This is a genomic window from Streptomyces sp. AK08-02, assembly GCF_033795085.1.
GTDB lineage: Bacteria > Actinomycetota > Actinomycetes > Streptomycetales > Streptomycetaceae > Streptomyces > Streptomyces echiniscabiei.
The window spans coordinates 41,581-68,106 of record NZ_JARAZV010000002.1; the positions used below are offsets into that span (position 1 = coordinate 41,581).

The 26,526-nt window shown below is 70.1% G+C and carries 20 protein-coding genes and 1 pseudogene; 14 read left to right on the plus strand and 7 right to left on the minus strand.

Annotated features, from left to right (window positions below; all coding sequences use genetic code 11):
* Positions 1–63: 63 nt before the first annotated feature.
* The gene (locus PV734_RS04155) at positions 64–837 is read right to left on the minus strand and encodes a hypothetical protein (protein WP_319098520.1); all 774 of its coding nucleotides are present in this window, start codon (positions 835–837) and stop codon (positions 64–66) included.
* Positions 838–1,377: 540 nt separating this feature from the next.
* Here PV734_RS04155 and PV734_RS04160 point away from each other — a divergent pair.
* From PV734_RS04160 to PV734_RS04170, 3 genes are all read left to right on the plus strand, one after another.
* A complete protein-coding gene (locus tag PV734_RS04160) occupies positions 1,378–2,088 on the plus strand; it encodes a transglycosylase family protein (protein ID WP_319098519.1) in 711 nt (236 codons plus the stop codon).
* Positions 2,089–2,233: 145 nt separating this feature from the next.
* On the plus strand, positions 2,234–3,238 hold the full coding sequence (locus PV734_RS04165; protein WP_319098517.1) for a YafY family protein: 1,005 nt from the start codon (positions 2,234–2,236) through the stop codon (positions 3,236–3,238).
* A 424-nt stretch (positions 3,239–3,662) separates the two neighbouring features.
* Positions 3,663–3,875 carry an I78 family peptidase inhibitor gene (locus PV734_RS04170; protein ID WP_319098516.1) on the plus strand — a complete coding sequence of 71 codons (213 nt, stop codon included), beginning with the start codon at positions 3,663–3,665 and terminating at the stop codon, positions 3,873–3,875.
* A 36-nt stretch (positions 3,876–3,911) separates the two neighbouring features.
* Here the strand turns inward: PV734_RS04170 and PV734_RS04175 are convergent, their stop codons facing one another.
* Positions 3,912–4,949, minus strand: coding sequence for a phosphatase PAP2 family protein (locus tag PV734_RS04175; RefSeq protein WP_319098514.1), 1,038 nt, complete (start codon positions 4,947–4,949; stop codon positions 3,912–3,914).
* Between the two features lie 234 nt (positions 4,950–5,183).
* The gene (locus tag PV734_RS04180) at positions 5,184–6,404 is read right to left on the minus strand and encodes a mannosyltransferase family protein (protein ID WP_319288782.1); all 1,221 of its coding nucleotides are present in this window, start codon (positions 6,402–6,404) and stop codon (positions 5,184–5,186) included.
* A 257-nt stretch (positions 6,405–6,661) separates the two neighbouring features.
* On the opposite strand from PV734_RS04180, the gene PV734_RS04185 reads away from it, so the two are divergent.
* Positions 6,662–8,275 carry an MFS transporter gene (locus PV734_RS04185; RefSeq protein ID WP_319288783.1) on the plus strand — a complete coding sequence of 538 codons (1,614 nt, stop codon included), beginning with the start codon at positions 6,662–6,664 and terminating at the stop codon, positions 8,273–8,275.
* Positions 8,276–8,471: 196 nt separating this feature from the next.
* Positions 8,472–9,668: an acyl-CoA dehydrogenase family protein gene (locus PV734_RS04190; protein ID WP_319288784.1), complete on the plus strand. Its 1,197-nt coding sequence runs from the start codon at positions 8,472–8,474 to the stop codon at positions 9,666–9,668.
* A gap of 38 nt (positions 9,669–9,706) precedes the next feature.
* On the opposite strand, the gene PV734_RS04195 is transcribed toward PV734_RS04190, so the two are convergent.
* Together PV734_RS04195 and PV734_RS04200 are read right to left on the minus strand one after the other, a co-directional pair.
* Positions 9,707–10,147 (minus strand): cell division protein SepF, encoded by a 441-nt coding sequence (locus PV734_RS04195; protein WP_006381939.1) that lies wholly within the window; start codon positions 10,145–10,147, stop codon positions 9,707–9,709.
* Between the two features lie 265 nt (positions 10,148–10,412).
* Positions 10,413–10,559, minus strand: a complete 147-nt coding sequence (locus tag PV734_RS04200) for a hypothetical protein (RefSeq protein ID WP_319288785.1) — start codon at positions 10,557–10,559, stop codon at positions 10,413–10,415.
* Between the two features lie 654 nt (positions 10,560–11,213).
* Between PV734_RS04200 and PV734_RS04205 the strand changes: the two genes are divergently transcribed.
* Both PV734_RS04205 and PV734_RS04210 read left to right on the plus strand, forming a co-directional pair.
* Entirely contained in the window at positions 11,214–13,151 is a 1,938-nt protein-coding gene (locus tag PV734_RS04205; RefSeq protein ID WP_319288786.1) for an FAD/NAD(P)-binding protein, read from the plus strand.
* A gap of 55 nt (positions 13,152–13,206) precedes the next feature.
* Complete coding sequence (locus tag PV734_RS04210) at positions 13,207–14,373, plus strand: LLM class flavin-dependent oxidoreductase (protein ID WP_319288787.1); 1,167 nt, start codon at positions 13,207–13,209, stop codon at positions 14,371–14,373.
* 300 nt (positions 14,374–14,673) lie between these two features.
* Here the strand turns inward: PV734_RS04210 and PV734_RS04215 are convergent, their stop codons facing one another.
* Positions 14,674–14,928, minus strand: a complete 255-nt coding sequence (locus PV734_RS04215; RefSeq protein ID WP_319288788.1) for a hypothetical protein — start codon at positions 14,926–14,928, stop codon at positions 14,674–14,676.
* Between the two features lie 15 nt (positions 14,929–14,943).
* Between PV734_RS04215 and PV734_RS04220 the strand changes: the two genes are divergently transcribed.
* Together PV734_RS04220 and PV734_RS04225 are read left to right on the plus strand one after the other, a co-directional pair.
* Entirely contained in the window at positions 14,944–15,402 is a 459-nt protein-coding gene (locus tag PV734_RS04220) for a DUF1684 domain-containing protein (RefSeq protein ID WP_319288789.1), read from the plus strand.
* Between the two features lie 174 nt (positions 15,403–15,576).
* Positions 15,577–16,486: pseudogene (locus PV734_RS04225) on the plus strand (S1 family peptidase).
* Between the two features lie 872 nt (positions 16,487–17,358).
* Here the strand turns inward: PV734_RS04225 and PV734_RS04230 are convergent.
* Positions 17,359–18,789: a family 43 glycosylhydrolase gene (locus PV734_RS04230; protein WP_319098504.1), complete on the minus strand. Its 1,431-nt coding sequence runs from the start codon at positions 18,787–18,789 to the stop codon at positions 17,359–17,361.
* A gap of 773 nt (positions 18,790–19,562) precedes the next feature.
* Between PV734_RS04230 and PV734_RS04235 the strand changes: the two genes are divergently transcribed.
* The 5 genes from PV734_RS04235 to PV734_RS04255 all read left to right on the plus strand — a co-directional run bounded on the left by PV734_RS04235 (position 19,563) and on the right by PV734_RS04255 (position 26,511).
* Positions 19,563–20,561, plus strand: coding sequence for a LacI family DNA-binding transcriptional regulator (locus tag PV734_RS04235; RefSeq protein ID WP_319098503.1), 999 nt, complete (start codon positions 19,563–19,565; stop codon positions 20,559–20,561).
* 204 nt (positions 20,562–20,765) lie between these two features.
* On the plus strand, positions 20,766–22,067 hold the full coding sequence (locus PV734_RS04240) for an ABC transporter substrate-binding protein (RefSeq protein WP_319098502.1): 1,302 nt from the start codon (positions 20,766–20,768) through the stop codon (positions 22,065–22,067).
* A gap of 50 nt (positions 22,068–22,117) precedes the next feature.
* A complete protein-coding gene (locus PV734_RS04245; RefSeq protein WP_319098501.1) occupies positions 22,118–23,002 on the plus strand; it encodes a sugar ABC transporter permease in 885 nt (294 codons plus the stop codon).
* Positions 23,003–23,008: 6 nt separating this feature from the next.
* Entirely contained in the window at positions 23,009–23,905 is an 897-nt protein-coding gene (locus tag PV734_RS04250; protein WP_319288790.1) for a carbohydrate ABC transporter permease, read from the plus strand.
* Entirely contained in the window at positions 23,902–26,511 is a 2,610-nt protein-coding gene (locus PV734_RS04255; protein WP_319288791.1) for a family 78 glycoside hydrolase catalytic domain, read from the plus strand. The genes PV734_RS04250 and PV734_RS04255 overlap by 4 nt, the downstream gene beginning before the upstream one ends.
* Positions 26,512–26,526 lie beyond the last annotated feature (15 nt).

Below are 26,526 nucleotides of genomic sequence, written 5' to 3' on the forward strand. Positions count from 1 at the left end.
GGCCGCCAAGCCACCGAAGCACCCCCGGCCCTAAGCGCTCACGTGCCCGCCGGAGGCAACCGCTCACGTGCCCGCCAGAGGCAACGCGCTGGCGACCAGCTTCCCGATGCCCGCCGCCTTGTCCAGCGCGTCCCGCAGCAGGTCCTCGCGGGGCTGGCGGCCGATGGAGCCGACCGGCGCCGCGAACACCAGTACCTGCTGGTGCTTGTTGGCGGCGGCACGCCAGCTCTCCGTGACCTGGAGCGGCTGGTGCGCCTGCCACCAGGCCACCGCAGAGCCGCCGTTCGGGCCGGGCTGGAGTACGGCGTGCAACTGGCCGGCCGCGAGCAGCACCGACCAGCCGTGCAGGACGGGCGGCACCTCCGTCAGCTCGGTCAGTGGCATGAACCCCTGCTCGATGAGGAGCGGGAGGAAGTCGTCGCCGGCGCCGGTCGCGCCGGGGCGGACGATCGGGGCGGTCGGCTCGACGACCAGGGCGGGGTGCAACTCGCCCTCGATCAGGACGAGTCCGCTGGTGACGCCCAGTACTGCCTGCTCGGGTGCGGCCATCGGGGTCTCCTCGTCGGCGTTGATGGAGCGGACCGCGCCCTGGAGCTGCTCCTCGGTGACCTGGACGACCTGCGAAGGCAGGCAGCCGGCGTGGGCGAAGGCGAGGACGGCGGTCTCGTCCCCGATGAAGAGGACGGTGCTGGTGCGCTCCTGGGCGGAGTCGCCCGGCGTGCGGCAGGACGTGCAGTCGTAACTGCCCGGGGCGTTGTCGCCGGTGAGCAACCGGTCGGCTTCTTCGTCGCCGATCTCGGCGCGGACCTCGTCGCTGACATCGAGCATGCGCGGCACGGGTGGCTCCCTCGGGATGCGGTGCGTGGCGAGGCCGGGTCGCCCCCGGCCGGTGGGCCCGGACAGTCCGGGCTCATGAAGATGACAACGGGCGACCTGTGGTGGGGGTCACGCTGCACGGCGAACGGAATCGAACCATCCTGCGCGCGCGGTCACAGTAGGTGCGGAATTGGTCACTCCATGTCAAGTAACGGACAGGTTACGGAAGTTGGCCCGGTGAACTGACTCACAGTTTGTTCGAGTGGTTGGTCGACAAATCCGTAGATGAGGTGATGAAGTGGGTGGCCGGAACTCGCCGATACCGGCGGTAACAGTCAACTGGCCTGGGACAACAGGGAGTTGGTTGATATCCCCTCGTCGCGGTCCATAGATTCCTCCGCCGAGTGCACCTAGCACCGCTCGGGTACGTCCGCCGGCAGCGCAGAACCAGACACCGCGCAGCACCACCGCCGACGGACGGGGCGGAGCGTGCCGGTCGTGTTTCGACGCGACCGACGCGCCCCGGTCAGGGGGAGCCCGGGTCTGTGGAGAGGGATCTACATGTCCGAATGTGCCGATAGTTACACCCGCAAGACGCGCAAGACGGCGGTCCTCGCCGGGGCGGCTCTGCTCGCCCCCCTCGGACTGCTGGCCGCGACAGGCAACGCCGCGGCGGCGGACAGCGGGGTGTGGGACCGCATCGCCCAGTGCGAGAGCGGCGGAAACTGGCACATCAACACCGGCAACGGGTACTACGGAGGACTCCAGTTCTCCGCCGGTACCTGGCGTGCCTACGGCGGTTCGGCCTACGCGGCCACCGCCGACGGGGCCAGCAGGTCCCAGCAGATCGCCGTCGCCACCAAGGTTCAGGGCGCCCAGGGCTGGGGCGCCTGGCCGACCTGTTCGGCGCGCGCCGGGGCCACCGGGAGCGCTCCCGCGGCATCGGGCTCCGGCTCCGACTCGGGCTCCGGTTCTGCCACCACCAAGTCGACGAAGAAGTCGGCCACCCCGTCCACCGGCCGGTCCGCCGGGAAGGCGACCGGTTCCCGTGGGTCCGCCGCGTCCGAGGCTCCCTCGAAGGCACCGGAGCGTTCCCCGGCCCACACCGGCCGCAGCTCGTCCCGCGGCGACTACACCGTCCGCGTGGGCGACACCCTGAGCGGCATCGCCGCCCGGTACACGACCACCTGGCAGCACCTCTACGCCGCCAACAAGGCTGTCATCGGCGACAGTCCCGACCTGATCGTGCCGGGCCAGAGGCTCGACTTCTGAGCCGCTTCCCCTGCTTCGGCCCCGGTGCCCCACCCCGTCTCCGGACCGGGTGGGGCACCGGCGTCCCGCGCGGTCGGCCTGCCGGCCTGCCGGCCATGACCGTTGAGGACAGTGGCTGTCCGCGACCGCTGGCAGACTCGCCCCCATGTTGGAGACCTCGGCACGGCTGCTGCGCCTGCTCTCGCTGCTTCAGGCCCATCGGGAATGGTCGGGCCCCGACCTGGCCGACCGCCTCGGTGTGACCCCGCGTACCGTCCGCAGGGACGTGGACCGGCTGCGCGACCTCGGCTATCCCGTGGACGCCAGTCCGGGCACCGGCGGTGGCTACCGGCTCGGTGCCGGGGCGGAGCTGCCGCCGCTGCTGCTGGACGACGACGAGGCGGTCGCCGTGGCCGTCGGGCTGCGGACCGCCGCCGGGCAGGGCATCGAGGGCATCGGCGAGACCTCCGTACGGGCGCTGGCCAAGCTCGAACAGGTGTTGCCCGACCGGCTGCGGCGACGGGTCGGGGCCCTGAACGCCTTCACCGTGCCGATGCTGCGCGGACCGCAGCCCTCCGCCGTCGACCCGGCCGTCCTCACCGAACTCGCCCACCTCTGCCGGGACACGGAGCGGCTGCGCTTCGAGTACCGGGGGCATGAGGGCGCTGTGTCCCGCCGCACCGTCGAACCGCACCGCCTGGTGTGCACCGAGCGGCGCTGGTACCTGGTCGCCTGGGACGTCGACCGCGCCGACTGGCGTACGTTCCGCGTGGACCGCATCACGCCGAAGCCGCCGCACGGACCGCGCTTCGCCCCTCGTACGCCTCCCGCCGACGATCTCGCCGCCTATGTCTCCAAAGGCGTCTCCACGCGCGCGTACGCCACGCACGCCGTCGTCCGGCTGCTGGTGCCGCTCGTCGAGGCCGCCGCGCGGATCTCGCCCTCCGCCGGGACGTTGGAGCCGGACGGCGAAGAGGCCTGTCTGTTGCGCACCGGGGCCGCGAGCCTCGACGTGATGGTCATCCACATCATGCTGATGGGCTTCGAGTTCGAGGTGCTGGAGCCCGCGGAACTCGTCGACGCGATCAGGACCTCCCGGGACCGGCTGTCCCGCGCGGTGGAGCGATCGCCGCGTACAGAGAGCGGGAGCAGCTCAGGGGCGGTGTCCTGAGGATGCGGGACGCCGGCGTCGGGGCGGTGGTGTGCGGAGGTTATGTGGGGAAGCCGTGGGTGTTTTATGCGTTCTGTCGCCAGGGGTGGCGACCGAGACGCGTGGCGTCAGCACGTATGGCGTGTATAAGAAACCGGTAAGGCGTGGTGGTGGGGGTGGTCGGGGCAATTCGCCGTCTCCGCCGGGCCCTTCCGATGATCTCGGACGGGTTTTATGGGGGGATCACCGAGAGGTGGCGAATTACGTTCGAATGGTCGCCGGAAGTTTGGGTGAACGGCCTTGCGGGTGTTGTGCGCGCGCTGATTATCACCTGAAACGAGTGGCGTGATCTTGTGACAGAAGTGTGACCGGGTTCGTACCGAGTGATGCGTGGTGCCGGGGGCCGGGCTTCCCCGGCCGCCGGTGGGCGCCTACCGTGACGGGCATGTCACCGAATCCCAGGCCCGAAGAACCCCAGGACACCCCGGACACCTACGTCGGTCTCGATGCGGCGAGGGCCGAGCGGCTCGCCCGGGAGCGCGGCTGGTCGGCGGTGCGGTCCCTGCCGCCCGGGGCGATCATCACCATGGAGTACCGGTCGGGGCGGCTCAATTTCGAGGTCACCGGCGGTCGGGTGACGCGCTGCTGGAAGGGCTGAGCGGGACCCCGCCGTGCCCCCCTGGCCCCGGGTGGCTCAGCTGTTGCCGGGCAGGGGGCGGGTCGACGGGTTGCCGGTGGCGCGCGGGGCGCGGTCCGCGTGCGGGGGACGGCGGCTGCCGGCCGGGGTGACCGGGGTGCGCTCCGAACGGCTCGCGTGCGGGTGCGGGGCCGGATGCGCGGGGTGCGCGGGCGCCCGTGACACATGGGCGGCCGGGGCGGTGTTCTCGCGGGCCGTGGCCTCTCGCCCGGCGGTCGCGTGCGGCGTGAGCAGCGCCGGCGTGCCGACCCGGGCCGGGACGGGCGCGGCGCTGGTGCCCGGGACGCGCCTGCGGTCGCGCTGGTCCAGTATCCAGGTCTCGGCGCGAGTGATCATCGGCTCGCACCACGGCAGCGCCAGCAGGACCAGCAGACCCGCGACCCAGCCCAGGACGACGTCGCTCAGCCAGTGCGTGCCCAGATAGACCGTGGTGAGGCCGACGCCGAGCGACATCAGCGCCGAACTGGCGGACAGCCAGCGCCTCGCCCGCGGGGTCGAGGCCAGATAGGCCAGGATGCCCCAGGTCACGACGGCGTTCGCGGTGTGACCGCTGGGGAATATATCCCCGCCCATACCCATCTCGTTCGAGCCGATGGTGGTCGCGTAGTGCGGTCCCAGGCGGCCCATGCCGATCTTCGCGGCGCCGACGGTGACGTTGAGCAGCAGCAGCGCCGCGCCGAACGTGAGCAGCGGACGCAGGGTGTGCTGACGCCAGGCTCGCCAGCCCAGCCAGGCCGAGATCATCACGGCGGTGGGGCCGCGCTGACCGAGCACCACGTAGTAGTCGAGGAAGGCGTGGATCTCCGGCCACTGCTGATAGGGCCGGAAGAACATGACCTGCCAGTCGAGCCGGACCAACCACGAGGTGATCACGACGGCCCACACGGTGGCGAGATAGAAGACCAGGGTCGCGACAAGAAGCGCGATCCTGTGCCTGCTCATCTTCGGCACATCGATGTGGGTCGGCCGGCCCGGCTCCCGGTCCAGCCTCGCGAACACCCGGTCCAGACGGGCTAGGTTTCCTTCAGTACGCACCCAATCGACGCTACAGCGAGTGAGCGCGGATCCCCGGCCGATCCGCCGGTTTGTAATGACGATGTGATGTGGGATTGCTCTCAAGGTGATGTTTAATTCACCGGAATCCCTATTCGGGGACCCGCGTTCCCTGCATTTTCATTGCTCTGGCGGGTGCGACCGGTGGACGGGCTGTTTTACGGCTCTTTCGAATTGGTTCACCAGTTGGTTGTCCGGAATTCGCCGGAAGGTCGCTCAGGGTGGACCGGAGCCGTTCAGCCAGAACGCCCCGTAGACCGCCGAGGCCACCGCGACCAGGCCCGTCACCAGCACCGACCTGGTCGTACGCAGCCGGGCCAGGGCCACGGCGAGCGGCAGCAGGAGAGGGAAGGCGGGCAGCAACAGGCGTGGTTTCGAGCCGAAGTAGCTCGACGCGCAGAGGGCGAGCACGGTGACGACACCCGCGTACACGAGCAACGGCAGTGGCTGGCGCTGCCGTACACAGGTGACGAACAGCCAGATCAGCAGGCCCACACCGACGATGAGTCCGACTCCGGCCAGTGCCGACGGGAAGGACGTGAACTTGGCCGCGACGAAGCGGGCGAACGCGGCGCCGCCGTCGAAACCGTTGCGCCAGCCGGCCTGGACGTCCAGGTAACCGAGCGGCCCCTTGCCGGTGCGATGACCGACCCACAGGACGTAGCCGGCGGCGCCGAGCGGCGCGATCAGCATGCCGAGGGCGCGGCGCCACACGGGTGCGCCGTGCGGAGCGGGCGCGCTTCGCCCTCGTACGAACGAGGTACTGGACGCGGGGGCGGGAGCGGATCGGGAGTTGGTGGCCCACGTGCCGAACGAGACGGCGGCGGTCGCCCATACCGCCGCCACCACCGCGAGGCCCACCGGGCGGGTCAGGCCCGCGAACAGGGCCAGGGTGCCCGCCGTCAGCCAGCGGCCGGTGAGGACCGCGTACAGGGACCAGGCGGCCAGGGCCGTGAACAGCGACTCGCTGTACGCCATCGACTGGACGATCCCGACCGGCAGCGCCGCCCACAGCACCGCGGCGTGCACCGCTGCCCGGCGGCCGTACACATGGTCCGCGACCGCGAACACGCCCCACGCGGCGGCCAGGGAGGCCAGGGCGCTCACCGTGAAGCCCGCGTTGGCGTACGACATCGGGGTCACCGACGCCAGAAGCCGCTCCAGCCAGGGCAGCAGCGGGAAGAACGCGAGGTTCGAGTGCACGTCGCCGTTCGGGAGGCGCACCTCGAAGCCGTAGCCGAGTTCGGCGACCCGGGTGTACCACAGCGAATCCCAGCGGGCGGTCAGCAGCTTGTACGCGCTCTTGTCACGCGCCGCGCTCCACAGGGCCAGCGCGACCAGGCCCAGCACCCGGACGGCCACGTACCCGAGGAGGGCGGGCGCGGCTCGGCGGAGCGTGGGCGGCGCGGGGAGCGGACGGGTTCCAAGATCTGTCACCGGTCGATTATCGACGGGTGACCGAACGAGGGCGGGCGGGGGAGCGGGCGGCCCGCCGGAAGCGTGGGGCACGCCACACGGGCTCCCCGGAGGGGTGAGAGGTCCGCCACTTTTCGCCGGTGCGAACTCGCGTACGCTGTCGGACCACTCGCTTTTCGCCGCGCGGACTGAGGACCACCGCTCCTCCTCAGCCGAAACCCCCGGGGAGTCCCCACCCCGAGGATCGCCGAACGCGAGGGAATCTTGGAGGTACGTACATGTCCGGGACGACCACGGCTGCCGCAGCGTCGCGCCGTCGGACGGCCGGTGCGAGTACCAATCGCTGGGGCGTCCTCCTCGTCCTCTGCACCAGTCTGCTGCTCGTCGCGGTCGACGCGACCGTGCTGCATGTGGCGGTCCCCGCCGTCAGCGAGGATCTCCGGCCCGGTGCGATAGAGCTGCTCTGGATCGTCGACATCTACCCGCTGGTCTGCGCCTCGCTGCTGATCCTGTTCGGCACGCTGGGCGACCGGGTCGGCCGCCGACGGATTCTGCTCCTCGGCTACGCACTGTTCGGCGTCGCCTCCGGCCTGGCCGCTCTCGCCGGGAGTGCCTCGTTGCTGATCCTGGCGCGGGCGCTGCTGGGCGTCGGCGGCGCGATGATCATGCCTGCGACGCTCTCGATCCTTCGCCAGGTCTTTCCCGACCGGCGCGAACGGGCGCTGGCGATCGGTGTCTGGAGCGCCGTGGCGGCGGTCGGTGCGGCGGTCGGCCCGCTGCTCGGCGGCTTCCTGCTGGAGCACTTCTGGTGGGGTTCGGTCTTCCTCGTCAACATCCCGCTGATGCTGGTCAGCCTGCCGGTCGGCCGGCTGCTGCTGCCCGAGTCGCGCGGTGAGCGCGGTGCTGGTCCGTGGGACGTGGTCGGCGCGCTGACGGCGGCGGGCGGGCTGTTCGGCGTCGTCCTGGGCGTGAAGCGGCTGGGCGGCGGGGAAGGTGCCGGGAACCTCCTGACGCTCGTGCCGCTGGTGGTGGGCGCGGTGCTGCTGGCCGCCTTCGTGCGGAGACAGCGGCGGCGTACGTATCCGCTGGTCGACCTGCGGATGTTCGCGCGGCCGGCCTTCAGTACGTCCGTCGGGTGCATCGTGCTGGCGATGCTCGCGCTGGTCGGACTTGAGCTGATCGCGGCGCAGTATCTGCAACTGGTGCTGGACCTCTCGCCGCTGGAGACGGGGCTACGGCTGCTGCCGCTGACGGTGGCGGCGATGGCGGCCGGGCTCGCGGGGGCGCGGCTGCTACGGCGGTTCGGCCCGCGGACGATGGTGTGCGCCGGGTTCTGCCTCACCGCGGCGGCGGTCGGGCTGCTGACGGCGATGGGCGGCGAGGACAACGCGTGGCTGATGCTGTCCGGGTTCGTGTTGCTGGGCTTCGGCCTGGAGACCACCCTCTTCGGGGCGTACGAGTCGATGCTGAGCGAGGCTCCGGCGGCGCAGGCGGGCGGGGCGGCGGCGATCGGTGAGACCTCGTACCAGCTGGGCGCGGGGATCGGGATCGCGCTCCTGGGCAGCGTGATGAACGCGGCGTACGCGCCGGGGGTGGGGTCGGTGCCGGGGGTTCCGGCGTCGGCGTCGGTCGCGGCGGGGCATTCACTGGGCGAGGCGTACGAGGTCGCCGGCCGGCTCGGGGGGTCTCCGGGTGCGGCCCTGCGGGCGGCGGCTCGGGACGCGTTCGTGCACGGGCTGCATGTGACGTTGCTGGTGAGCGCGGGGTTGTTGGTGCTGGGGGCGGTGATGGCGTTGCGGTTGCCGCGGGTGATGCAGTGTGGCGGCGCCGCTGAGCCGTCGGTCGCGGTGCCTGGTCCTCGGGAGGTTTCAGGGTCCCGTGTCTCGGTGTGAACGTCGGGTCTCCCACCCACGCACCGCCCGTGGCGGTCACTTGAGAGGTGAAGCTCTCCTGTGGGGGTGCGGGTGCGTCGGCGGGTGCGGGTCGCCGGCGGGCGAGGGCCCTCGTCGGCTTGTACCGGAGGGTGCGCGGGCGTAGCGTCAGCCGCATCGTAACTAGCGGTGCTAGTTTAAGTTGCCGGAGGCTCCTGTGGCTGTGTTCGCGAAGCTGCCCCCTTTCGACCCCGCCGACCCGCTCGGCCTCGACGACCTGCTGGACGCGGAGGACCTGGCCATCAGGGACACCGTCCGGACCTGGGCGGCGGACCGCGTGCTGCCCCATGTCGCCGGATGGTTCGAGGAGGGTGAGCTGCCGGACATCAGGGGGCTCGCCCGAGAGCTGGGCGGCATCGGCGCCCTCGGGATGTCCCTCACGGGATACGGGTGCGCCGGGGCCTCCGCCGTGCAGTACGGACTCGCCTGCCTGGAACTGGAGGCCGCCGACTCCGGTATCCGGTCTCTTGTCTCCGTGCAGGGGTCGCTCGCCATGTACGCCATCCACGCCTTCGGGAGTGAGGAGCAGAAGCAGCACTGGTTGCCGAGCATGGCCGCCGGCGACGTCATCGGCTGCTTCGGGCTGACCGAGCCCGACCACGGGTCCGACCCCGCCGGTATGCGTACGTACGCCAAGCGCGACGGCGGCAGCGGCGACTGGGTGCTCAACGGGCGGAAGATGTGGATCACCAACGGCTCCGTCGCCGGCGTGGCCGTCGTATGGGCGCAGACCGACGACGGCATCCGCGGGTTCGTCGTCCCCACCGACACCCCCGGGTTCTCCGCGCCCGAGATCAAGCACAAGTGGTCCCTGCGGGCCTCCGTCACCAGCGAACTGGTGCTCGATGACGTGAGGCTGCCCGCCGATGCCGTACTGCCGGAGGTCACCGGGCTCCGCGGACCCCTCAGCTGCCTCTCCCACGCCCGCTACGGGATCGTCTGGGGTGCCATGGGCGCGGCCCGGTCCTGCTTCGAGGCCGCCGTCGACTACGCGAAGACGCGTGAGCAGTTCGGACGGCCCATCGGGGGGTTCCAGCTCACCCAGGCCAAGCTCGCCGACATGGCGGTCGAGCTGCACAAGGGGATTCTGCTCGCCCACCATCTGGGGCGGCGCATGGACGCCGGCCGCCTGCGTCCCGAGCAGGTCAGCTTCGGCAAGCTCAACAACGTACGAGAGGCCATCGACATCTGTCGTACGGCCCGGACGATCCTCGGCGCCAACGGGATCTCGCTCGAATACCCCGTGATGCGGCACGCGACGAACCTGGAGTCGGTGCTCACGTACGAGGGCACCGTCGAGATGCACCAGCTGGTGCTGGGCAAGGCGCTCACCGGACTTGATGCCTTCCGCTGACCTGAACAACGGACGGCGGTGCCGGTGAGCGGCCTTGCTCAGCTCTGGTTGAAGAAACCGTCCGCCCGGTGCGGCTGCGCCTCCCCGCTGACGATCTCCGTGTCGGCGGGAGTCAGCAGGAACACGCGGTTGGACACCCGCTCGATGGAGCCGCGCAGGCCGAAGATGAGGCCTGCCGCGAAGTCGACGACGCGCTTGGCGTCGGCGGCCTCCATGGCGGTGAGGTTCATGATGACCGGAACGCCGTCCCGGAAGAGCTCGCCGATGGCGCGGGCGTCCCGGAAGCTGTCCGGGGTGACGGTGCCGATGCGGCGGCCCTTCTCCTCGGCCACCTCGCCCGCGACCTTGACCCGGGGGTCCGTGACCCAGGCATCCCCGGGCTGCTCGGTCCCCTCGGAGTAGTCGTCGTCGTAGTAACGCTCGTCATCGTTGTCGTCGACGAGGCCAAGCCAGGCACTCGCCTTGCGTACCGATCCCATGGACGCCTCCTCTCACAGCGGTCTCTCATGCTTTCCGCATCCCTATGGTCATCCATGATGCGGATGGCGCGCCAAGTGAATAGACGCCGCGCGGGGGTTTCGTGACGGTACTGGTGCACAACCATTTCGTCGAGAGGCCCCGTGCCGCAAGGGTCTTGCTGTGTCCGACTGCTGACTGAGAGTGAAATATGATTCTTCGTGGCGTATGGGTGAGCGTTGGGACGTATGGGTGAATGGGCGGCCTGCCCGCTTTCCTGACGGAGCCTCAGACGTGGTCATGGGGGGCCCAGTCGTGTCCGGGACGCGTCTGACGTCGGGTCAGACCTCGGTCTCCCGTGGCGAGATCCACGGAGGCGAGATCCACGGAGGCGAGATCCGTGGAGGTGGGCTTCTGTTCGCTGTCGGTCTGCATGTTGTGCGTCTTCTTGCCCGTGCCCGCGCGAACATGCGTGAAAGGAGCGGGAAAGGGATGGGAAGAGGACGGGAAGGGGGTGGGAAAGGTAAAGGGGTGCTTGAGGGGAGGGGTGTGCGGTGTGTGAAGGCTCGGGCGAAAGGTGAGGTGCGCGAGAGAACGCGAAATGGCGCCCGGACGAGCGGGCGCGCAGTGGGTCAGCTCAACAGGAGGATGACCACACTCGACCGAGGTCGATGTGGGAGCGTTTGACCAGCCACTGCTGTGGATGCATGGGGCAAGTGGAACAGGCATCCGGTGTGGCGTCAACGACGTGAGACGAAGAGCTCACAGTTCGGACACCCTTGACAGCGAGGGGAAACGTCGCCGTAGAGTCGGTGGACGGCCCTGCTGAGGGGCTCGGCCGTACAGCACGCCCTGCACGTCGTACTGCTGTCATGTGCGCCGTGCCGCGTGCCCTGCGACACCCGTGTGAAGGCATCACCGTGTTCGACCCATCGCGTCACGGAGCCTTTCCATGTCCTCGCACACCCTGGCCGAGTCGGCCCCATTCCCGCTCCCACCGCAGTCCCACCTCTCACCTTCACGCCTGGAACAACCGCGCGACGCGGCGCTCCCCGCCGCCGTTCGCGCGCACAGGCCGGAGCGTGTGCGATGAGGCCGGTGCTCGTCATCGTGGGGGCCGGTCCGCGGGGGACCGGTCTCCTGGAGCGGATCGCTGCCAACGCCCCTGAGCTGTACGGGGATTCGGGCCTCGACATCCATCTCGTCGACCCGCATCCGCCGGGTGCCGGCCGTATCTGGCGCCAGGAGCAGTCCCCGCTGCTGTGGATGAACTCGCAGGCCCAGGACGTCACCATGTTCACCGACGAGACGGTGGCCATGGCGGGTCCGGTGCGCCCGGGGCCCACGCTGCACGAGTGGGCGGACATCGACGGCCGTGTCTTCTCGGACCGCCAACGCCTCGGCGCCTATCTGAACTGGGTGTACGAGGACACGGTGGCCGCACTGCCGCCCGGCATCCGCGTCCGGCACCATGCCGGGCGCGCCCTGCGGATCGCCGGGCCGCGCGAGGGGCGCCAGCAGGTGTGGCTGGAGGGGCGTGCCCAGCCGTTGCTCGCCGACCTGGTGGTGCTGACGCTCGGCCATCTCGACGCCGAACTCGACGACGAGCAGAGCGAGTTGGCCTCGTACGCGCGGGCCAACGGGCTGGTTCATCTGCCGCCCGACTTCACCGCCGACAGCGACCTGTCCGCGCTGCGGCCTGGTGAGCCCGTCCTCGTGCGGGGTTTCGGGCTGGCCTTCGTCGACCTGATGGTGTTGCTCACGGAGGGGCGCGGTGGGCGTTTCGAGGAGAACTCCGGGAGCGGCGAGGGGGAGTTGACCTATCTGCCGTCCGGGCGTGAGCCGGTGCTGTACGTCGGCTCCCGGCGCGGGGTGCCGTACCACTCGAAGATCGACTACGACTGGACCGGTGAACGGCCGCCCCTGCCGAGGTTCTTCGGGCCGGACGAGGTGGACGCCCTGCTGGCGCGGCCGGACGGCTTCGACTTCCGGCGGGATGTGTGGCCGCTGGTGGAGAAGGAGTTGGGATTCGCGCACTACCACCGGCTGTTCACCGTCCACCCTGAGCGCACCAGCGGTGCCTGGGCGGACTTCGAGGAGAAGTACGCCGCCGCGGATCCGGCGGAGCGGGAGGCGCTGGTTGTCTCGACCGTGCCCGATCCGGCCGACCGGCTCGACCTCGACGCCCTCGACCGGCCGCTCGCGGGCGTGCGGTATCCGTCGTACGAAGCGCTCCAGGAGGGGCTGCGGGAGTACATCCGGGGAGACCTGACGCGGCGTCATGATCCCTCGTACAGCCCGGATCTGGCTGTCTTTCTCGGGCTGCTCTCCGTCTACGGGCAACTCGTGCGGCTCGGGGACATCGGGTCCTGGTGGCACGGCTACTTCAGCTATCTCGCCTCCGGGCCGCCCGGCCCCCGACTGCGGCAGATGCTCGCGCTGTCCCGGGCCGGACTCCTCAACTTCCTCGGCGCCGAGGTGACCGTCACCGCCGAGGACGGAGTGTTCCGGGCGGGCGGTGCCAGTGTGCCCGGGGCTTCGGTGGAGGCCCGCGCGCTTGTCGAGGCGAGGCTGCCGGAACCCACGCTGGAGCGTGCCCGCGACAGCCTGCTGCGCGAGTTGTACGACGGCGGCGTCGGCGTGACCGCCGAGGGGCTGCTCGCCGTGGACGGCGGTGACGGGCGGCTCCTGGACCGGGACGGCCGGCCGCACCCACGGCGCTTCGCGCTCGGACCGCACACGGAGGCGCGGGGCTCCGGAGCGTTCACCCGGCCGCGCACCGGAGGGCCCGCGTTCCGGCAGAACGACGCGACCGCGCGCGCCGCACTGACCTTGCTGCGCACGCTGGCCCGGCACGACGGCAACGGCAACGACGGCAACGACGTGCGAGGTGCCGGGCAGGGGGCCGAGTGGGTCGCGGGTGGGCGCGGTGCCGGGCGCGATGACGAGCTCAGTGCCGAGAGCGGTGCCGAGCGTGGTGTCGAGTGCGGTGTCGACCCGGTGGCCGGCCACGGCACCGCCGCATGACGCCTCCCCCTACTTGTCACGCGGGTGCTGCGGCACCGACGAAAGGTTCGTCCTCATGACCTCAACGCACGGCCGGGGGCTGCTGCACCTGGCCGCCGCCGTCGATCAGTCCGTGGCCGGACGGCAGGCCCGGCCCGACGTCGACCTGTACGTCGAGGCGGCGCGGCTCGCCGAGAGCGGCGGGCTCGACTTCGTGACGCTCGGCGACTCCTTCGCGCAGCCAGGCCCTGACGCGCTCGGCGTGCTCGCCCGGATCGCGCCCGCCACCGCGCGGATCGGTCTGGTGGCCACCGGGACCACCACTCATGCCGAGCCCTTCCATGCCTGGGCGGCCCTGGCGACCCTCGACCGGGTCAGCGGCGGACGGGCCGGCCGGCAGCTCGACGTGCCGGCGACCGGGATCGAGACCGGGAGCCAGACCGGGAGCGATGCCGAGGCCTGGACCGAGGCAGTCACTCAGGCAGGGGCCCGGCTTTTCGGGCGCCGCCGGGCCGCTCCCGGTGGCGCACCGCCGGGGGAGACCGGTGAAGTCGCCGACAGGGCAGCCCGGTTGTGGGACGGAGTGGAGGGTGACGCCGGGACACGGGACCTGGCGGCCGGCCGGTTCGTCGGCGAAGGCAGGCCGCACCATGGCGACTTCGAGAGCGTCGGCTTCTCCGGCACGGGTCCCTCCGCCGTGCCGAGGCCGTCCCAGGGGCACCCCGTCCGTGTCGTCGACGCCACCGAGGGTCAGGCCCGCCGACTCGCGGCCCGGTACGCCGACGTGGTGCTCGTCCGGGCGGTGAGCGCCGCGCAGGCGGGTGCCGTACGGGACGAACTGAGGGTTTCCGCAGCGGACTCGGGGCGCGACCCGGACGAGCTGCGGGTCCTCGCGAGCCTTGTCGTCGACCTGGGCGGCGGCGAGTACGCGGCCGAGCCGGGGCACGGGGGCGGCGGTCCCCGGCCGAGTGCGGACGGCCCGCTGTACCGGGGCGGTCCCGTCGACCTCGCCGAACTGATCATCGCCTGGCACGCGTCCGGCGTCGTCGGCGGCTTCCACCTCGTCCCCGCCGAGCCGCGCCGGGACCTGGAGCGCCTTGTCAACGGCACGGTGGCGCTGCTTCAGCACCGGAGCCTGTTCCGTACCTTCTATCCGGGCAGCACCCTCCGGGAGCACCTGGGGCTGGCCCGGCCGGTCAAGCAGTGCGCCGGGCCGGTCGTGAGCGCCGGGGGTGCGTCGTGACCGTAGGGGCAGCCCGGGTGTGGACCCGCAGCCGCGCCCTGTGCTCGTGCCCTGTGCTCCTGCCTTGCGCTGCGAGACCCGTATGGACGGGCTGACAGGGCGTCGCGCCGACAAAGGTGACATACAGGTTGTGTACCGGCCGCGCGCACAACGCGTGGTCCAGGGCGTGGCCGGAGACGGCGCACGGAGAGAGTCCAGGGAGTGAGCTGGAGTGAGTCCACGGCGGCGGGCGGGTCCGAGGCATGGCAGGAGTGGCAGGCACGGCCCACAGAGACGGTGTCGGCGCCCGATGGGCCCCTCTCACCCGTCGGCACACACCGGCCCGAGGTCTTTCCGGACGGTCGACTTCCGGCCATCCCTGGTCAATGAAGGGCCGACCGTGACGAGATCGTCCTGCGCGCCGAGGTCGCGGACGGATTCACGGAGGGGTTCACGGACGGGCCGGCGCTCGACGGCGAGCCCTTCACCGGGGAGGTCGGGCTGACCGCCGACGTCGGCCCGGCGGGCGCGGCCCGGGTCGGTCTCGGTGAACGACGCCTGGTCGTACGGCTGCACGAGGGCAGTTGGGGTGTGCGCGACTTCGCCCCCGCCGCCAGGACGCGTACGGCGTTCGACGGCGTCGAGGCCACCCCGTTCGACCCGCGCCGGTCGATACCCGGCAGGGTCCCTCCGTACGGCGGTCGGGAGCGTGAGGCCGAGCCCCGCCGTGAGCCGATGTTCTCGCTCGACGGGCGGGAACCGACGCCGCGTGTGACGGTCGAGGAGAACGGCGCGCTGTGGGCCGTCCTCGCCGACTCGACCAGCGGCGACGGCAGTTACCGCTCCCGAATCCCGCGCCCCGCCGCCCCGGACGCCGAGGGGCGCACGACGGTGTACTTCAACCGGTCCCTGCTTCCGTCGTGCACGTTCGCCGACCGTTTTGTCTGCCTTCTTCCCGCGCTGGGCAATACGCTGGGCGTCGCGACAGCCGCAGGGGAGCGCGAACTTCGCTGGAGCACCGAAGAAAACCGAGATTTTACCGGCGATTGAACAACCTCAGGCCGAAAGGCGCCCTTGCGTCGACCGGTCGAACGGCCGAATACTCCCACCCAGCGCTTGTCAGGGTCACAGCATGTCCGGAATCCGGGCAGAACGGTCCCCGACTGCGCCTCACGGGCCCCGACCCCACGCGGGCCCCCGACTTCCCATGTGGAGGAACGACAAGTGAGGATCAAGCGCACCACCCCCCCGCAGTGGCATCACGAGACGGACCCGGCTGATCGCCGTCAGCACCGGACTCGTGGCCGCAGCCGCCATCGCCATCCCCAACGCGACAGCCGCCGACGTCACCACCTTCAGCACCGCCCAGCTCAACAAGGCGAGCGGCTCGGTACTCAAGGCCGATGTCCCGGGCACCGCCTGGGCCGTCGACGCCAGGACGAACCGCGTTGTCGTCACCGCCGACAGCACGGTCTCCAAGGCGGAGATCGCGAAGATCAAGCGGCAGGCGGGCAGCACCGCCGACGCCATCACCGTCAAGAGGACCCCGGGCAAGTTCAGCAAACTGATCTCCGGCGGCGACGCCATCTATGCGAGTAGCTGGCGCTGCTCCCTGGGCTTCAACGTCCGCAGCGGCTCCACCTACTACTTCCTGACCGCCGGTCACTGCACCGACGGCGCGGGCAACTGGTGGTCCAACTCCGCTCGTACGACGCTGCTCGGCGCGACCTCGGGCTCCAGCTTCCCGACGAACGACTACGGGATCGTCAAGTACGCGAGCAGCTACCCCGTCAGCTCGATCTCGGGCACCGTCGGCAGCGTCGACATCACCAGCGCCGCCACCCCGTCCGTGAACACCACGGTCTACCGTCGCGGTTCCACGACCGGCATCCACAGCGGCCGGGTCACCGCGCTGAACGCGACCGTCAACTACGGTGGCGGCGACGTCGTCTACGGCATGATCCAGACCACGGTCTGCGCCGAGCCCGGCGACTCCGGCGGCCCGCTCTACTCCAACAGCGGTGTCGCCTACGGTCTGACCTCGGGAGGCAGTGGCAACTGCTCCTCCGGAGGTACGACCTTCTTCCAGCCCGTCACGGAGGCCCTGAGCGCCTACGGCGTCAGCGTCTTCTAGGGCCTGTCCCACTGGGCCGCCCCACCGGCCCGTCGCACGGGTCCGCCCCACGGGTCCGTCACAGGGATCTGTTCCACGGCACCATCGGTTTTCGCACGGTCCGATCCTGCAGCCGGCCGGCAGCAGTCGGGCGAGCCCCCGCACGCGACTCGCGTGCGGGGGCTCGCCCTTGTCCGCCCGGCGGAGTCAGCTTCGAGGTACGGGAAGAAGTACAAGGGCTCGTCAACTGATGGCGGACACCGCGGACACCGCGGCCGAGTGCCGTCTGGACCCGGTGCCGGACCTCGGGCTCGGCGCCCGGCACTTCCCGGAACCGTCACTCTTCGGCGCCGGGCCCGGAGCGGACGGGGCCGCACAACTCCTGAAGTGCACGGTGCGGTTCAGACCGACCGAGGGTTCCGCCGAGGCGACAGCGGCGAGCTCGGTTCCGGTGCGGCGTCGAAAGCGGGTAGGCGCCGGGAGCCCTCCAGGAGTCTGTCGCGCAGCGCGACATCGTGCACCGCCTGGGCGATGGCGCACAGCCCCACGTGTGTTTCACGAGTCTCTTCGGCAGCCATCCCGCTCACGGTGCGGGCGAAGGGGCCTCCGAGGCCTGTTGACGTCTCAGCCGCCGATCCACCGCGTCCCGTGGGCGATTGCCATCGCCAACTGTCGCGTGGCGCGGACCGTAACTCGGTCGCGCTCCCTGTACGGCGCCGGGCGCGCGTGGCGCCGTACAGCACCCGCCGCGCCGCGCCGCGCCGTCGACGGCGACAGCGGGGTGGACGTGTGCGACGGCGGCAACCCGGGCGGGCGGAGCTGTCCCCGCCCGCCCGGGTTCGCACGTCTGGCAACGGCGGGGTGGCGTCCGGGGACGTTGCCCGCTGGAACTGTCAGACGACCATCCACTGGTGGTTCGTGCTGGTGGCGCAGGTCGACTGGTCCAGGGCCGCACCGTTGTCGCCGGACGCCCCGGCGACCTCCAGGCACTTTCCGCTGTTGACGTTGGTGAAGGTGACATAGCCGCCGATCACCGGGGTCTTCTTCCACAGCTGGTGGGAGGCGCCGGTGCACGTCGACTGGACGACCGCCGCGCCCTCGGCGGTGGAGGCGCCGGAGACCTGGAGGCACTTGCCGCTGTTGACGTTGACCAGTTCGTAGTTGCGGCCCACAGGGGTCGACACCCACTGCTGGTTGGCGCCGGAGTTGCAGTAGCCGGAGTTGACCGATGCCTCGTCCGCCGTGCTCAGGTACCAGACGTCCGCGCACTTGCCGGTGTTGCGGTTCAGCAGGTGGTTGTCGGTGGCTCCGAGCGGACTCGCGATGACCGGCCAGCCGCGCGCGAAGGTGACCCGACGGATGTCGAGGGTCTCCTGCCCGGAGTTGTCACCGTCGTAGTAGTGGTAAGCGAGGAAGTCGGACCTGCCGGCTTCGAAGGCGTCGGCACCACCCGCGGCGACCTTGGGGTAGGCGCCGGTGAGGACGGTGGTTCCGCCGTTGGCGGCCATGTCCGTGCCGCTCTGGTCGAGGTAGGGACCGGTGATGCTGGTGGACCGTCCGACCACCGTGTAGTAGGTGCTGTTGACCCCGCTGCAGCACCAGCCCTTGGAACCGAAGAGGTAGTAGTAGCCGCCGTTGTGGATGATCGTCGGGTTCTCGATGTTGATGGCGATGTGCGAGAGCTTCTTGTCCTTGGCGGACAGCTTGCCGGTCCTGGGGTCCAGGGCGTGCGTGTAGGTGCCGCTGCCGGTCCAGGAACCCCATGAGATGTACAGCCGTCCGTGGGATCCCTTCTCGACGTTGGGGTCGATCGGGTAGTTGACGTCGGTGACCATGCCCTGATCGGTCCACGGACCCTCGATGTGCTTGGCGGTGGCCAGGCCCATCACCGCGTAGTTCGTGCCCCATCGTGAACCGGCGTAGTACAGGTGGTACTTGCCGTTGAAGTACGCGATGTCGGGGGCCCAGATGTTCGGCGGGGTCGCGCCGAGCTTGCTGGTGATCCAGGACGGGGTCGTCTCCCAGACGTTGCCGACCTTCGTCCAGCCGGACGCCGCGGTGCGGCCGCACGTCTTGCGGATGGTGACGGACCCGCTGGGGTTGAGCGGGTCGTTCTCGAACCCGGTGGAGAAGCCGTAGTAGCAGTGCCCCACCTTGATGACGCTCGGGTCGTGCATCCGGATGTCACCGCTGAGCGCCTTCGCCTGGCCGGCGGTGACCAGCCCTATGACGGCCACGAGGGCGGCCAGGATCGCGGCAAGGGTGGGCGAGGCGCGACGTCTACGGACTTCGGGGTAGGCGCCTCCGGCGTGGTGGCTGTTCATACGAGACTCCTTTGTGTCGCTGATGGATGGGTGCGACCGCGCGGCCGGTGTTCGGCCGCCGGCTCACGGGCGTCCACAGCCCGGTGCGGCCCCGATGCGTGCCTGTCTCTTCACCGCCGCTCGGGCGTGGGGGACCCGGGCGGCGGTTGTCTGTACGAGCGACGGAGGGGTCGGCAGACGGTTCGGGGTGAGACGTCGGCGCCGGTTGTCATGGCTTCGCGACTGCCTCGGCGGTGAGAAGGACGGCGGGTGGGGCTCATGTGCGCGGGGGCCGACCATGTGCTCCGCCGCAGAGCCGGAGCACATGGTCAGGCCTGTGCATGGCCGGTACGGCTGCGGGGAGTTCGCCGCGTGGGCCAGCATTCAAGAGCCGAAGGGCGGATTGATACGCTTCAATCGCTTCAGCGGTGTGAGGCTGACACTGTCCGGGCCGGACGTCAAGGGCTCCCGCAGCATCCTGCAGACCGCGGCAAGTCCAGTGCCTGGCCACCGTTCCTGTGGTCGGACTCGCCGAGTAGGGGCTGCCCAGGAGTCCGGCAGCTCGGGGGGCGTATCAGCGAAACGCCGTGAACTGGCTGTATGTACTCGCATCCACCGAGTGTCGGGGCGCGCGGGCGTGCAGGCGTTGGAGCGCTTTAACGCAGACGTGTATCCTGCGTGTGTTCACAGCGGCTGGGCCCTGTCAGTGACGTGTCCAGTTCGAATGAGACCGGAAGCCGAGGAGCGTCGTGGCAGCCGCAGGTCCACGGGCAAACGGACATGCCGGTCCGAGCATGCAGGATGTCGCGAAGGCGGCGGGTGTCTCGCTCGGCACGGTTTCCAACGTCCTGAACCATCCGGCCAAGGTCAGCCCCGTGACGGCGCAGCGCGTACGTGAGGCCATAAGCCGACTGGGTTTCGTGCGCAACGACGCGGCCCGCTCGCTTGCCTCGGGGTCGAACGACAGCGTCGGCATGGTGCTCGCGGACATCGAGAACTCGCTGTTCATCGACATGGCGCACGGAGCGCAGGAGGCGGCCCGCGCGGCCGGCCTCAACCTGCTGCTCGCGAACACGACGTGCGACATGGGACTCCAGAACGACTACCTGGACGTGTTCGACGAGGCCCGGGTGACCGGCGTGCTGCTGGCTCCCATGGAGGACTCCACCGACGGCATCGCCCGGATGCGCTCGCACGGACGTCAGATCGTGCTCCTCAACTTCGCGCCCAGACCGGGCACATGCTGCTCGGTGCTGGTCAACAACGAGCACGTGGGATATCTCGCGGCCCGCCACCTCATCGACACGGGACGCACCAGGCTGGCGTACGTGGTCGCGCACGACGACTACCAGCCCGTGCGTGACCGGCGCAGAGGAGTACGCGCGGCGGTCGAGGAGGCCGGCGGGCGCGTGGCGCTGGAGGAGATCGACAGTGCGGGCCTGACCACGGCGCACGGGCACCTGGTCGGCCGGGCTCTCGCCGGACGCGAGCCGGACGACCTGCCGGACGGCCTCGTCGTCGTCGCCGACGAACTGGCCAACGGCATCATCCACGAACTGCACACGGTGGCGGGCATCGGCGTACCCGACCGGATCGCGATCGTCGGGTGCGAGAACAACCGGACAGCCGGTTCCGCCGCCGTTCCCCTGACCGCGGTGGACCTGCCGGGGCGGGCGATGGGGCAGGAAGCGATGCGGCTGCTGATGGACGAGGTGGCCTCGGGCGCGCAGCACCGACATGCCACCGTCGTACTCGAACCGGAGCTGATCGTCCGGGCCAGCGCACCGCGCTGATTCGCCGTACCGAGCACGCAGACCCGTCCCCCGGATCCGACTTGGGGGGACGGGTATGCGTGCTCGCCCGATTTCTGGCGCGGTGGGCACATTGCGGTTCGGAAATACCGGCGAATCATCCTTGACATGGTCGCGTAGCGGGCCGTAGGTTCCGGGGCAACATTGAAGCGCTTCAATGCGCTGTGCACCGCGAGGAGCAACCCCGTGCACCACACCCTCAAGCCCCGCAGTCTTGCCGTCCTGGCGACCGCCACCTCCGCCGGTCTTCTGCTGAGTGCATGCGGCGGCGGTTCGAACACGTCGAGCGGCGGCGCCAAGGACTTCAGCCTCACCATCAACGACGACAACCACATCGTGCAGCAGGAGCTCACCACCCTGGGCAAGGGCGCGTGCAAGACGCAGAACACGGCCCTGCCGCTGAAGATCCAGACCCTGCCGATCGGCAACGTCGACCAGAAGGTGCAACTGCTGGCCGGGCAGAACGCCCTGCCGGTACAGTTCGCGGCCGGCGGCACGCCTCAGCTCACCAAGACCCTGGACAAGGCGGGCCAGGTCCTGGACCTGGAGAAGACGCTCAAGGGCCTCGGCGTGTGGGACGACCTCCAGCCGGCGGCGATCAAGACGGTCGAGAACCTGTACGGCAAGTTCAACGTGATGCCGTACCAGTTCAACATCGAGGGCATCTGGTACAACAAGAAGCTCTTCGCCGAGCACAACGTCGCCGTCCCGACCACCTACGACGAACTGGTCGCAGCGGCGGCGAAGTTCAAGAGCGCCGACATCACCCCGTTCTCCGCGGACGGCAAGGACGGCTGGCCCCTGACCCGCCTCGTCAGCGGATACCTCTACCGCGACCTCGGCCCGGACGCCCTCCAGGACGTCGCGGACGGCAAGGCCAAGCTGACCGACCCGGCCTACGTGAAGGCCGCGCAGGCCATCGCCGACCTGGGAAAGGCGGGCTACTTCGGCAAGGGCGTCGGGTCGATCGACTACGACACCGCGACGCAGCAGTTCCTCACCGGCAAGGCCGCCATGTTCTACATGGGCAGCTGGGCGCTCGGCGACTTCAACGACAAGACCAAGAACAAGATCGGCGCGGACAACGTCGGCTTCATGCCGTTCCCGGCCGTCGCGGGCGGCAAGGGCAGCGCGGACCAGATCCCGGCCAACGTCGGTCTCCCGGTCGCCGTCTCCGCCAAGTCCTACGACGCCAAGGTCGGCGACTGGCTCTCCTGCATCACCAAGAACTACGGCGCCGCCTCCCTGAAGGACCAGGGCACCGTCTCCGGGTTCAAGCCCAACGGTGACACCGGCACCCTCCCGCCGCTCACCCAGACCGTCCAGGACACCATCACGAGGACCACGACCAGCACCCTCTGGTTCGAGGCGCTGTTCAACACCAAGGGCACAGAGACCAGCCAGACGAACGCCGCGCCGCTCGTCAACGGATCCCTCTCGGCCAAGGACTTCATGCAGAAGATCCAGACCGATCTCGACAACGGCTGATCCCGCCGCACCACCGCCGTCCGCACCGAACCCTTCGTGAGAGAGCCGTCATGCGTTCAGTTCTGGGAGACCGCCGTGCCATCGCCGTCCTGCTGGGCCCGGCGCTGCTGGTGTACACCCTGGTGATGCTGGTCCCGATGGGCTGGTCCCTCGGGTACACCTTCTTCAAGGGCAACGTCATCGAGGGCTTCACCTTCGGAGGGTTCGGCAACTTCGACAAGCTCTGGCACGATGCGCAGGCGCACTCCGCCCTGTGGTTCACCTTCAAATACGCGATCGCCGTCAGCGTGGGGCAGGTCCTCTGCGGCTACCTGCTCGCCCTGCTCTACGTGTTCGTCCTGCGCAGGTCGTCCGCGACCGTCCGGACACTCGTGTTCTTTCCCGTGATCCTGCCGACCGTCGCCGTCGCCCTGATGTTCCAGAAGCTCTTCGCCGTCGCGCCGCAGAACGGTCTGGCGAACGCGGCCATCGAGGGGCTCGGCCTGCACCACGGCGACTGGTTCGCGAGCGCCGGCGGGTCCTTCGCCGTCCTCGTCGTCATGGACGTATGGCGCTCCATGGGCTTCTACGGTGTCCTCATCTTCGCCGGGCTGCTCGACATCCCCGAGGAGACGCTCGAGTCGGCGCGGCTGGACGGCGCCACCGGCTGGCGGCTGATCCGGCACATCGTTCTGCCGCTGTCCGCACCGGTGCTGCTGTCCTCGGTCGTGTTCAGCATCAACGGCACGCTCAAGGTGTTCGACTCGGTCCTCGCCCTGACCAACGGCGGACCGGGCAGCGACACGACGCCCCTGACCCTCTATATGTTCCGCACCGCGTTCTCCTACGGCGACTACGGCTACGGCAGCACCATCGCCTCCCTGCTCACCGTGGTCTGCCTCGGCGTCACCCTCATCATCTTCCGCTTCTCGCGACGCGACCTGACCAAGGGCTGAACCCCCATGACCGACACCACGACGGCTCCGCCGCGGGAACTCCGGCCCAGCCCACGGTCCGCCACCGTCCGCAGGCCCGGGTACGCCCGGCGCCTGACCCGCAACCTGCTTGTCGCCCTGCTGGTGGTCGTCGAGCTGACGCCGCTGGCATGGCTGCTGCTCAGCTCCTTCAAGACCCAGTCCGAGTTCGTCAACGACCCCGCCTGGTCACTGCCCGGCAAGTGGGACTTCAGCAACTACGCCGAGGCGTGGACGACCGGCCATGTCGCCCTCTACGTCCGCAACAGCCTCCTGGCCACCGTGCCCTCCCTCGCGCTCATCATCGTGCTGGGCACCGCTGCGGGCTTCGCCCTGGAGGTGATGATCTGGCGCGGCCGCCACCAGGTCCTCCTGGTCTTCCTGCTGGGCATCATGGTGCCGAGCCAGATGATCCTGCTGCCCCTGTTCCGGGTGTACTTCCAGTCCGGACTGTCCGGCACGATGTGGCCGCTGATCATCACCTACACGGCGGTCGGCCTCCCGCTCACCGTCTTCATGATGGCCACCTACTTCCGGGCGGTCCCGCGCGAGATGTTCGAGGCCGCCACCCTCGACGGGGCCGGCATGCTCACCGCCTTCTGGCGGATCGGGTTCCCCGTCGTCCGCAACGCCGTCTTCACGGTCGCGCTGGTGCAGTTCTTCTTCATCTGGAACGACCTGCTCATCTCCCTCACCTTCACCACCGACGACGACCTGCGCACCATCCAGGTGGGACTGCTCAACTTCACCGGGCAGTACGGCGAGACGTCCTACGGCCCGCTGTTCGCCGCGATCAGCATCAACGTCGTAGGCGCGCTGGTGCTCTATCTGCTCATCAACCAGCGCATCATCAAGGGCCTGACCGCCGGGGCGGTGAAGGGATGACCCACGAGCCCACCCCGACCGTGGCCGCCCCGACCGCGGAGCACCACCGGGAGCCGTTCGGCATCGGCGAGTCCTCGCCCAGGCTTTCCTGGAAGACCGCGGCACCCACCGGCTGGACACAGCACGCCTACCAGATCGAGATCGCCCGCACCGGCGGAACGCATCGCGCCCCCTGGGTGACCTCCGAAGCATCCGTCCTCGTCGACTGGCCGGACCAGCCCCTGGTGTCGCGGGAATCCGCCGACATACGCGTCCGGGTCCGCGGAGCCGACGGCGCGGCCTCCGACTGGAGCCCGGCCCTGCGCCTGGAGACGGGCCTGACGGAGCCGACGGACTGGACCGCGCACGCGATCTCGCCACAACGCCGGCCGGTTGATCGACTCGACGCGGAGCGGCGTCCACCGCTGCTGCGCAAGGACTTCCAGGCCGGCGCGGAGGTGGAACGCGCCCGGCTGTACGTCACCGCCCACGGCCTGTACGAGATCGAGATCAACGGCCGTCGGGTCGGCGACCACACCCTCGCCCCCGGCTGGACCAGCTACGACCACCGGCTGCGCTACCAGACCCACGACGTCACCGAACACCTGCGCGCCGGCGACAACACCATCGGCGCCTGGCTGGCCGACGGCTGGTACCGCGGACGGCTGGGCTTCAACGGAGGCCATTCCGATCTCTACGGCGACCGCCTCGCGCTCCTCGCCCAGCTGGAGATCGTCCACCGGGACGGGACTGTCACCGTCGTCGGCACCGACACGTCCTGGCGGGCCGACCGGGGACCCGTCCTGTCCTCGGGCCTGCTCGACGGCGAGACGTACGACGCCCGGCAGGAACGGTCCGGCTGGTCGAGCCCCGGATACGACGACGGCCACTGGTCAGCGGTGGACGTCGTCCCGCGGGACCCGGCGACTCTGGTCGCGCCCACCGGCCCGCCGGTGCGCTGTACCGAGGAGATCGCCCCGGTACTGGTGACAGCCCTGGACGGCGACCGGCTCCTGGTGGACTTCGGGCAGAACCTCGTCGGCAGGATCCGTGTCACGGTCACCGGCCCGGCCGGGCACACGGTCGTCATCCGCCACGCCGAGGTGCTCCAGGACGGCGAACTGTGCGTACGCCCCCTGCGCGACGCGATCTCCACCGACCGGTACGTCCTGCGGGGCGAGGGCCGGGAAACCTGGGAGCCGCGCTTCACCATCCACGGCTTCCGCTACGCCGAGATCACCGGTTGGCGCGGCGGCGACCCCCACCTGGACATCACCGCCCGCGTCCACCACACCGACATGGCCCGCACCGGCTGGTTCGAGTGCTCCAACGAGCAGGTGAACCGACTCCACGAGAACGTGGTGTGGAGTCTGCGCGGCAACTTCGTCGACCTCCCCACCGACTGCCCGCAGCGCGACGAACGGCTCGGCTGGACCGGCGACATCCAGATCTTCGCCCCCACCGCGGCCTTCCTGTACGACTGCCACGGCATGCTCGCGTCCTGGCTGCGTGATGTCGCCGCGGAACAGCACGACGACGGGACCGTCCCGTGGTACGTCCCCGAGATACCGGGCGGCGAGCAGTGGACGCCGGCCCGGCCGGGCGCCGGCTGGGGCGACGTGGTGGCACTGACCCCGTGGGACCTCTACCGGGCCTCCGGTGACACCGGACTCCTCGCCGCGCAGTACGACAGCGCACGACGATGGGTCGACCTCATCACCGAGCTCGCCGACGAGTCGGGCCTGTGGAACCGCGGCTACCAACTCGGCGACTGGCTCGACCCGTTCGCACCCCCGGATGACCCGGGCGCGGGCCGCACCGACCGCCACCTCATCGCCGGCGCGTACTACGCGTGGTCCCTGCGACATGTGGCGTGGACCGCCGCTGTCCTGGGGCGTGAGGACGAACGCCGCCGTTACGAGGAACTCGCTGATCGTGTCCGGCGGACCTTCGTCGCCGAGTACGTCGGCCCCGGCGGCCTGATGACCAGCGACACCCAGACCGCCTACGCCGTCGCCCTGCAGTTCGATCTCCTTCCGGGCCCGGCGACCCGGGCCGCGGCGGGGCGCCGCCTGGCCGACCTGGTCGCGGCGGGCGGTCACACCATCCAGACCGGCTTCATCGGAACCCCGCTGGTGGCACCCGCCCTGAGCGCCACCCGCCACGACGACAGCGCCTACGCCCTGCTCCTCCAGCAGGAGTGCCCCTCATGGCTCTACGCGCTCAAGCACGACGCCACCACCGTCTGGGAACGCTGGGACAGCATGCTGCCCGACGGCACCGTCAATCCGGGCGAGATGACCTCGTTCAACCACTACGCCCTCGGCGCCGTCGCCCAGTGGCTGCACACCACTGTCGCCGGGCTCGACGCGAGCGCACCCGGATACCGCGAGATCGTCTTCCGGCCCCGGCCGGGCGGTGGCCTCACCTGGGCGAGCGCCGTCCACGAGTCCCCGTACGGGCGCGTGGCGATCCGATGGGAGCTCGGACAGACGGAACTCACCGTGAAGACCACGGTGCCCACCGGCGCGACAGGACGCATCGAGTGGCCCGACGGAGGCGTGACCTTCCTGCCGACCGGGACCACCAGCACGCGTCGGCACCACCTTGCCTCCGACCCGACATGACCCTACTGAGCCGCA

Excerpts from the sequence above, each read along its gene's own strand:
- PV734_RS04210 (WP_319288787.1), top strand. The coding sequence starts at position 13,207 with ATGACCTCAACGCACGGCCGGGGGCTGCTGCACCTGGCCGCCGCCGTC.
- PV734_RS04205 (WP_319288786.1), top strand. The coding sequence starts at position 11,214 with ATGAGGCCGGTGCTCGTCATCGTGGGGGCCGGTCCGCGGGGGACCGGT.
- PV734_RS04165 (WP_319098517.1), top strand. The coding sequence starts at position 2,234 with ATGTTGGAGACCTCGGCACGGCTGCTGCGCCTGCTCTCGCTGCTTCAG.
- PV734_RS04230 (WP_319098504.1), bottom strand. The coding sequence starts at position 18,789 with ATGAACAGCCACCACGCCGGAGGCGCCTACCCCGAAGTCCGTAGACGT.
- PV734_RS04160 (WP_319098519.1), top strand. The coding sequence starts at position 1,378 with ATGTCCGAATGTGCCGATAGTTACACCCGCAAGACGCGCAAGACGGCG.
- PV734_RS04200 (WP_319288785.1), bottom strand. The coding sequence starts at position 10,559 with ATGCAGACCGACAGCGAACAGAAGCCCACCTCCACGGATCTCGCCTCC.
- PV734_RS04255 (WP_319288791.1), top strand. The coding sequence starts at position 23,902 with ATGACCCACGAGCCCACCCCGACCGTGGCCGCCCCGACCGCGGAGCAC.
- PV734_RS04250 (WP_319288790.1), top strand. The coding sequence starts at position 23,009 with ATGACCGACACCACGACGGCTCCGCCGCGGGAACTCCGGCCCAGCCCA.
- PV734_RS04245 (WP_319098501.1), top strand. The coding sequence starts at position 22,118 with ATGCGTTCAGTTCTGGGAGACCGCCGTGCCATCGCCGTCCTGCTGGGC.
- PV734_RS04195 (WP_006381939.1), bottom strand. The coding sequence starts at position 10,147 with ATGGGATCGGTACGCAAGGCGAGTGCCTGGCTTGGCCTCGTCGACGAC.
- PV734_RS04235 (WP_319098503.1), top strand. The coding sequence starts at position 19,563 with ATGCAGGATGTCGCGAAGGCGGCGGGTGTCTCGCTCGGCACGGTTTCC.
- PV734_RS04170 (WP_319098516.1), top strand. The coding sequence starts at position 3,663 with ATGTCACCGAATCCCAGGCCCGAAGAACCCCAGGACACCCCGGACACC.
- PV734_RS04185 (WP_319288783.1), top strand. The coding sequence starts at position 6,662 with ATGTCCGGGACGACCACGGCTGCCGCAGCGTCGCGCCGTCGGACGGCC.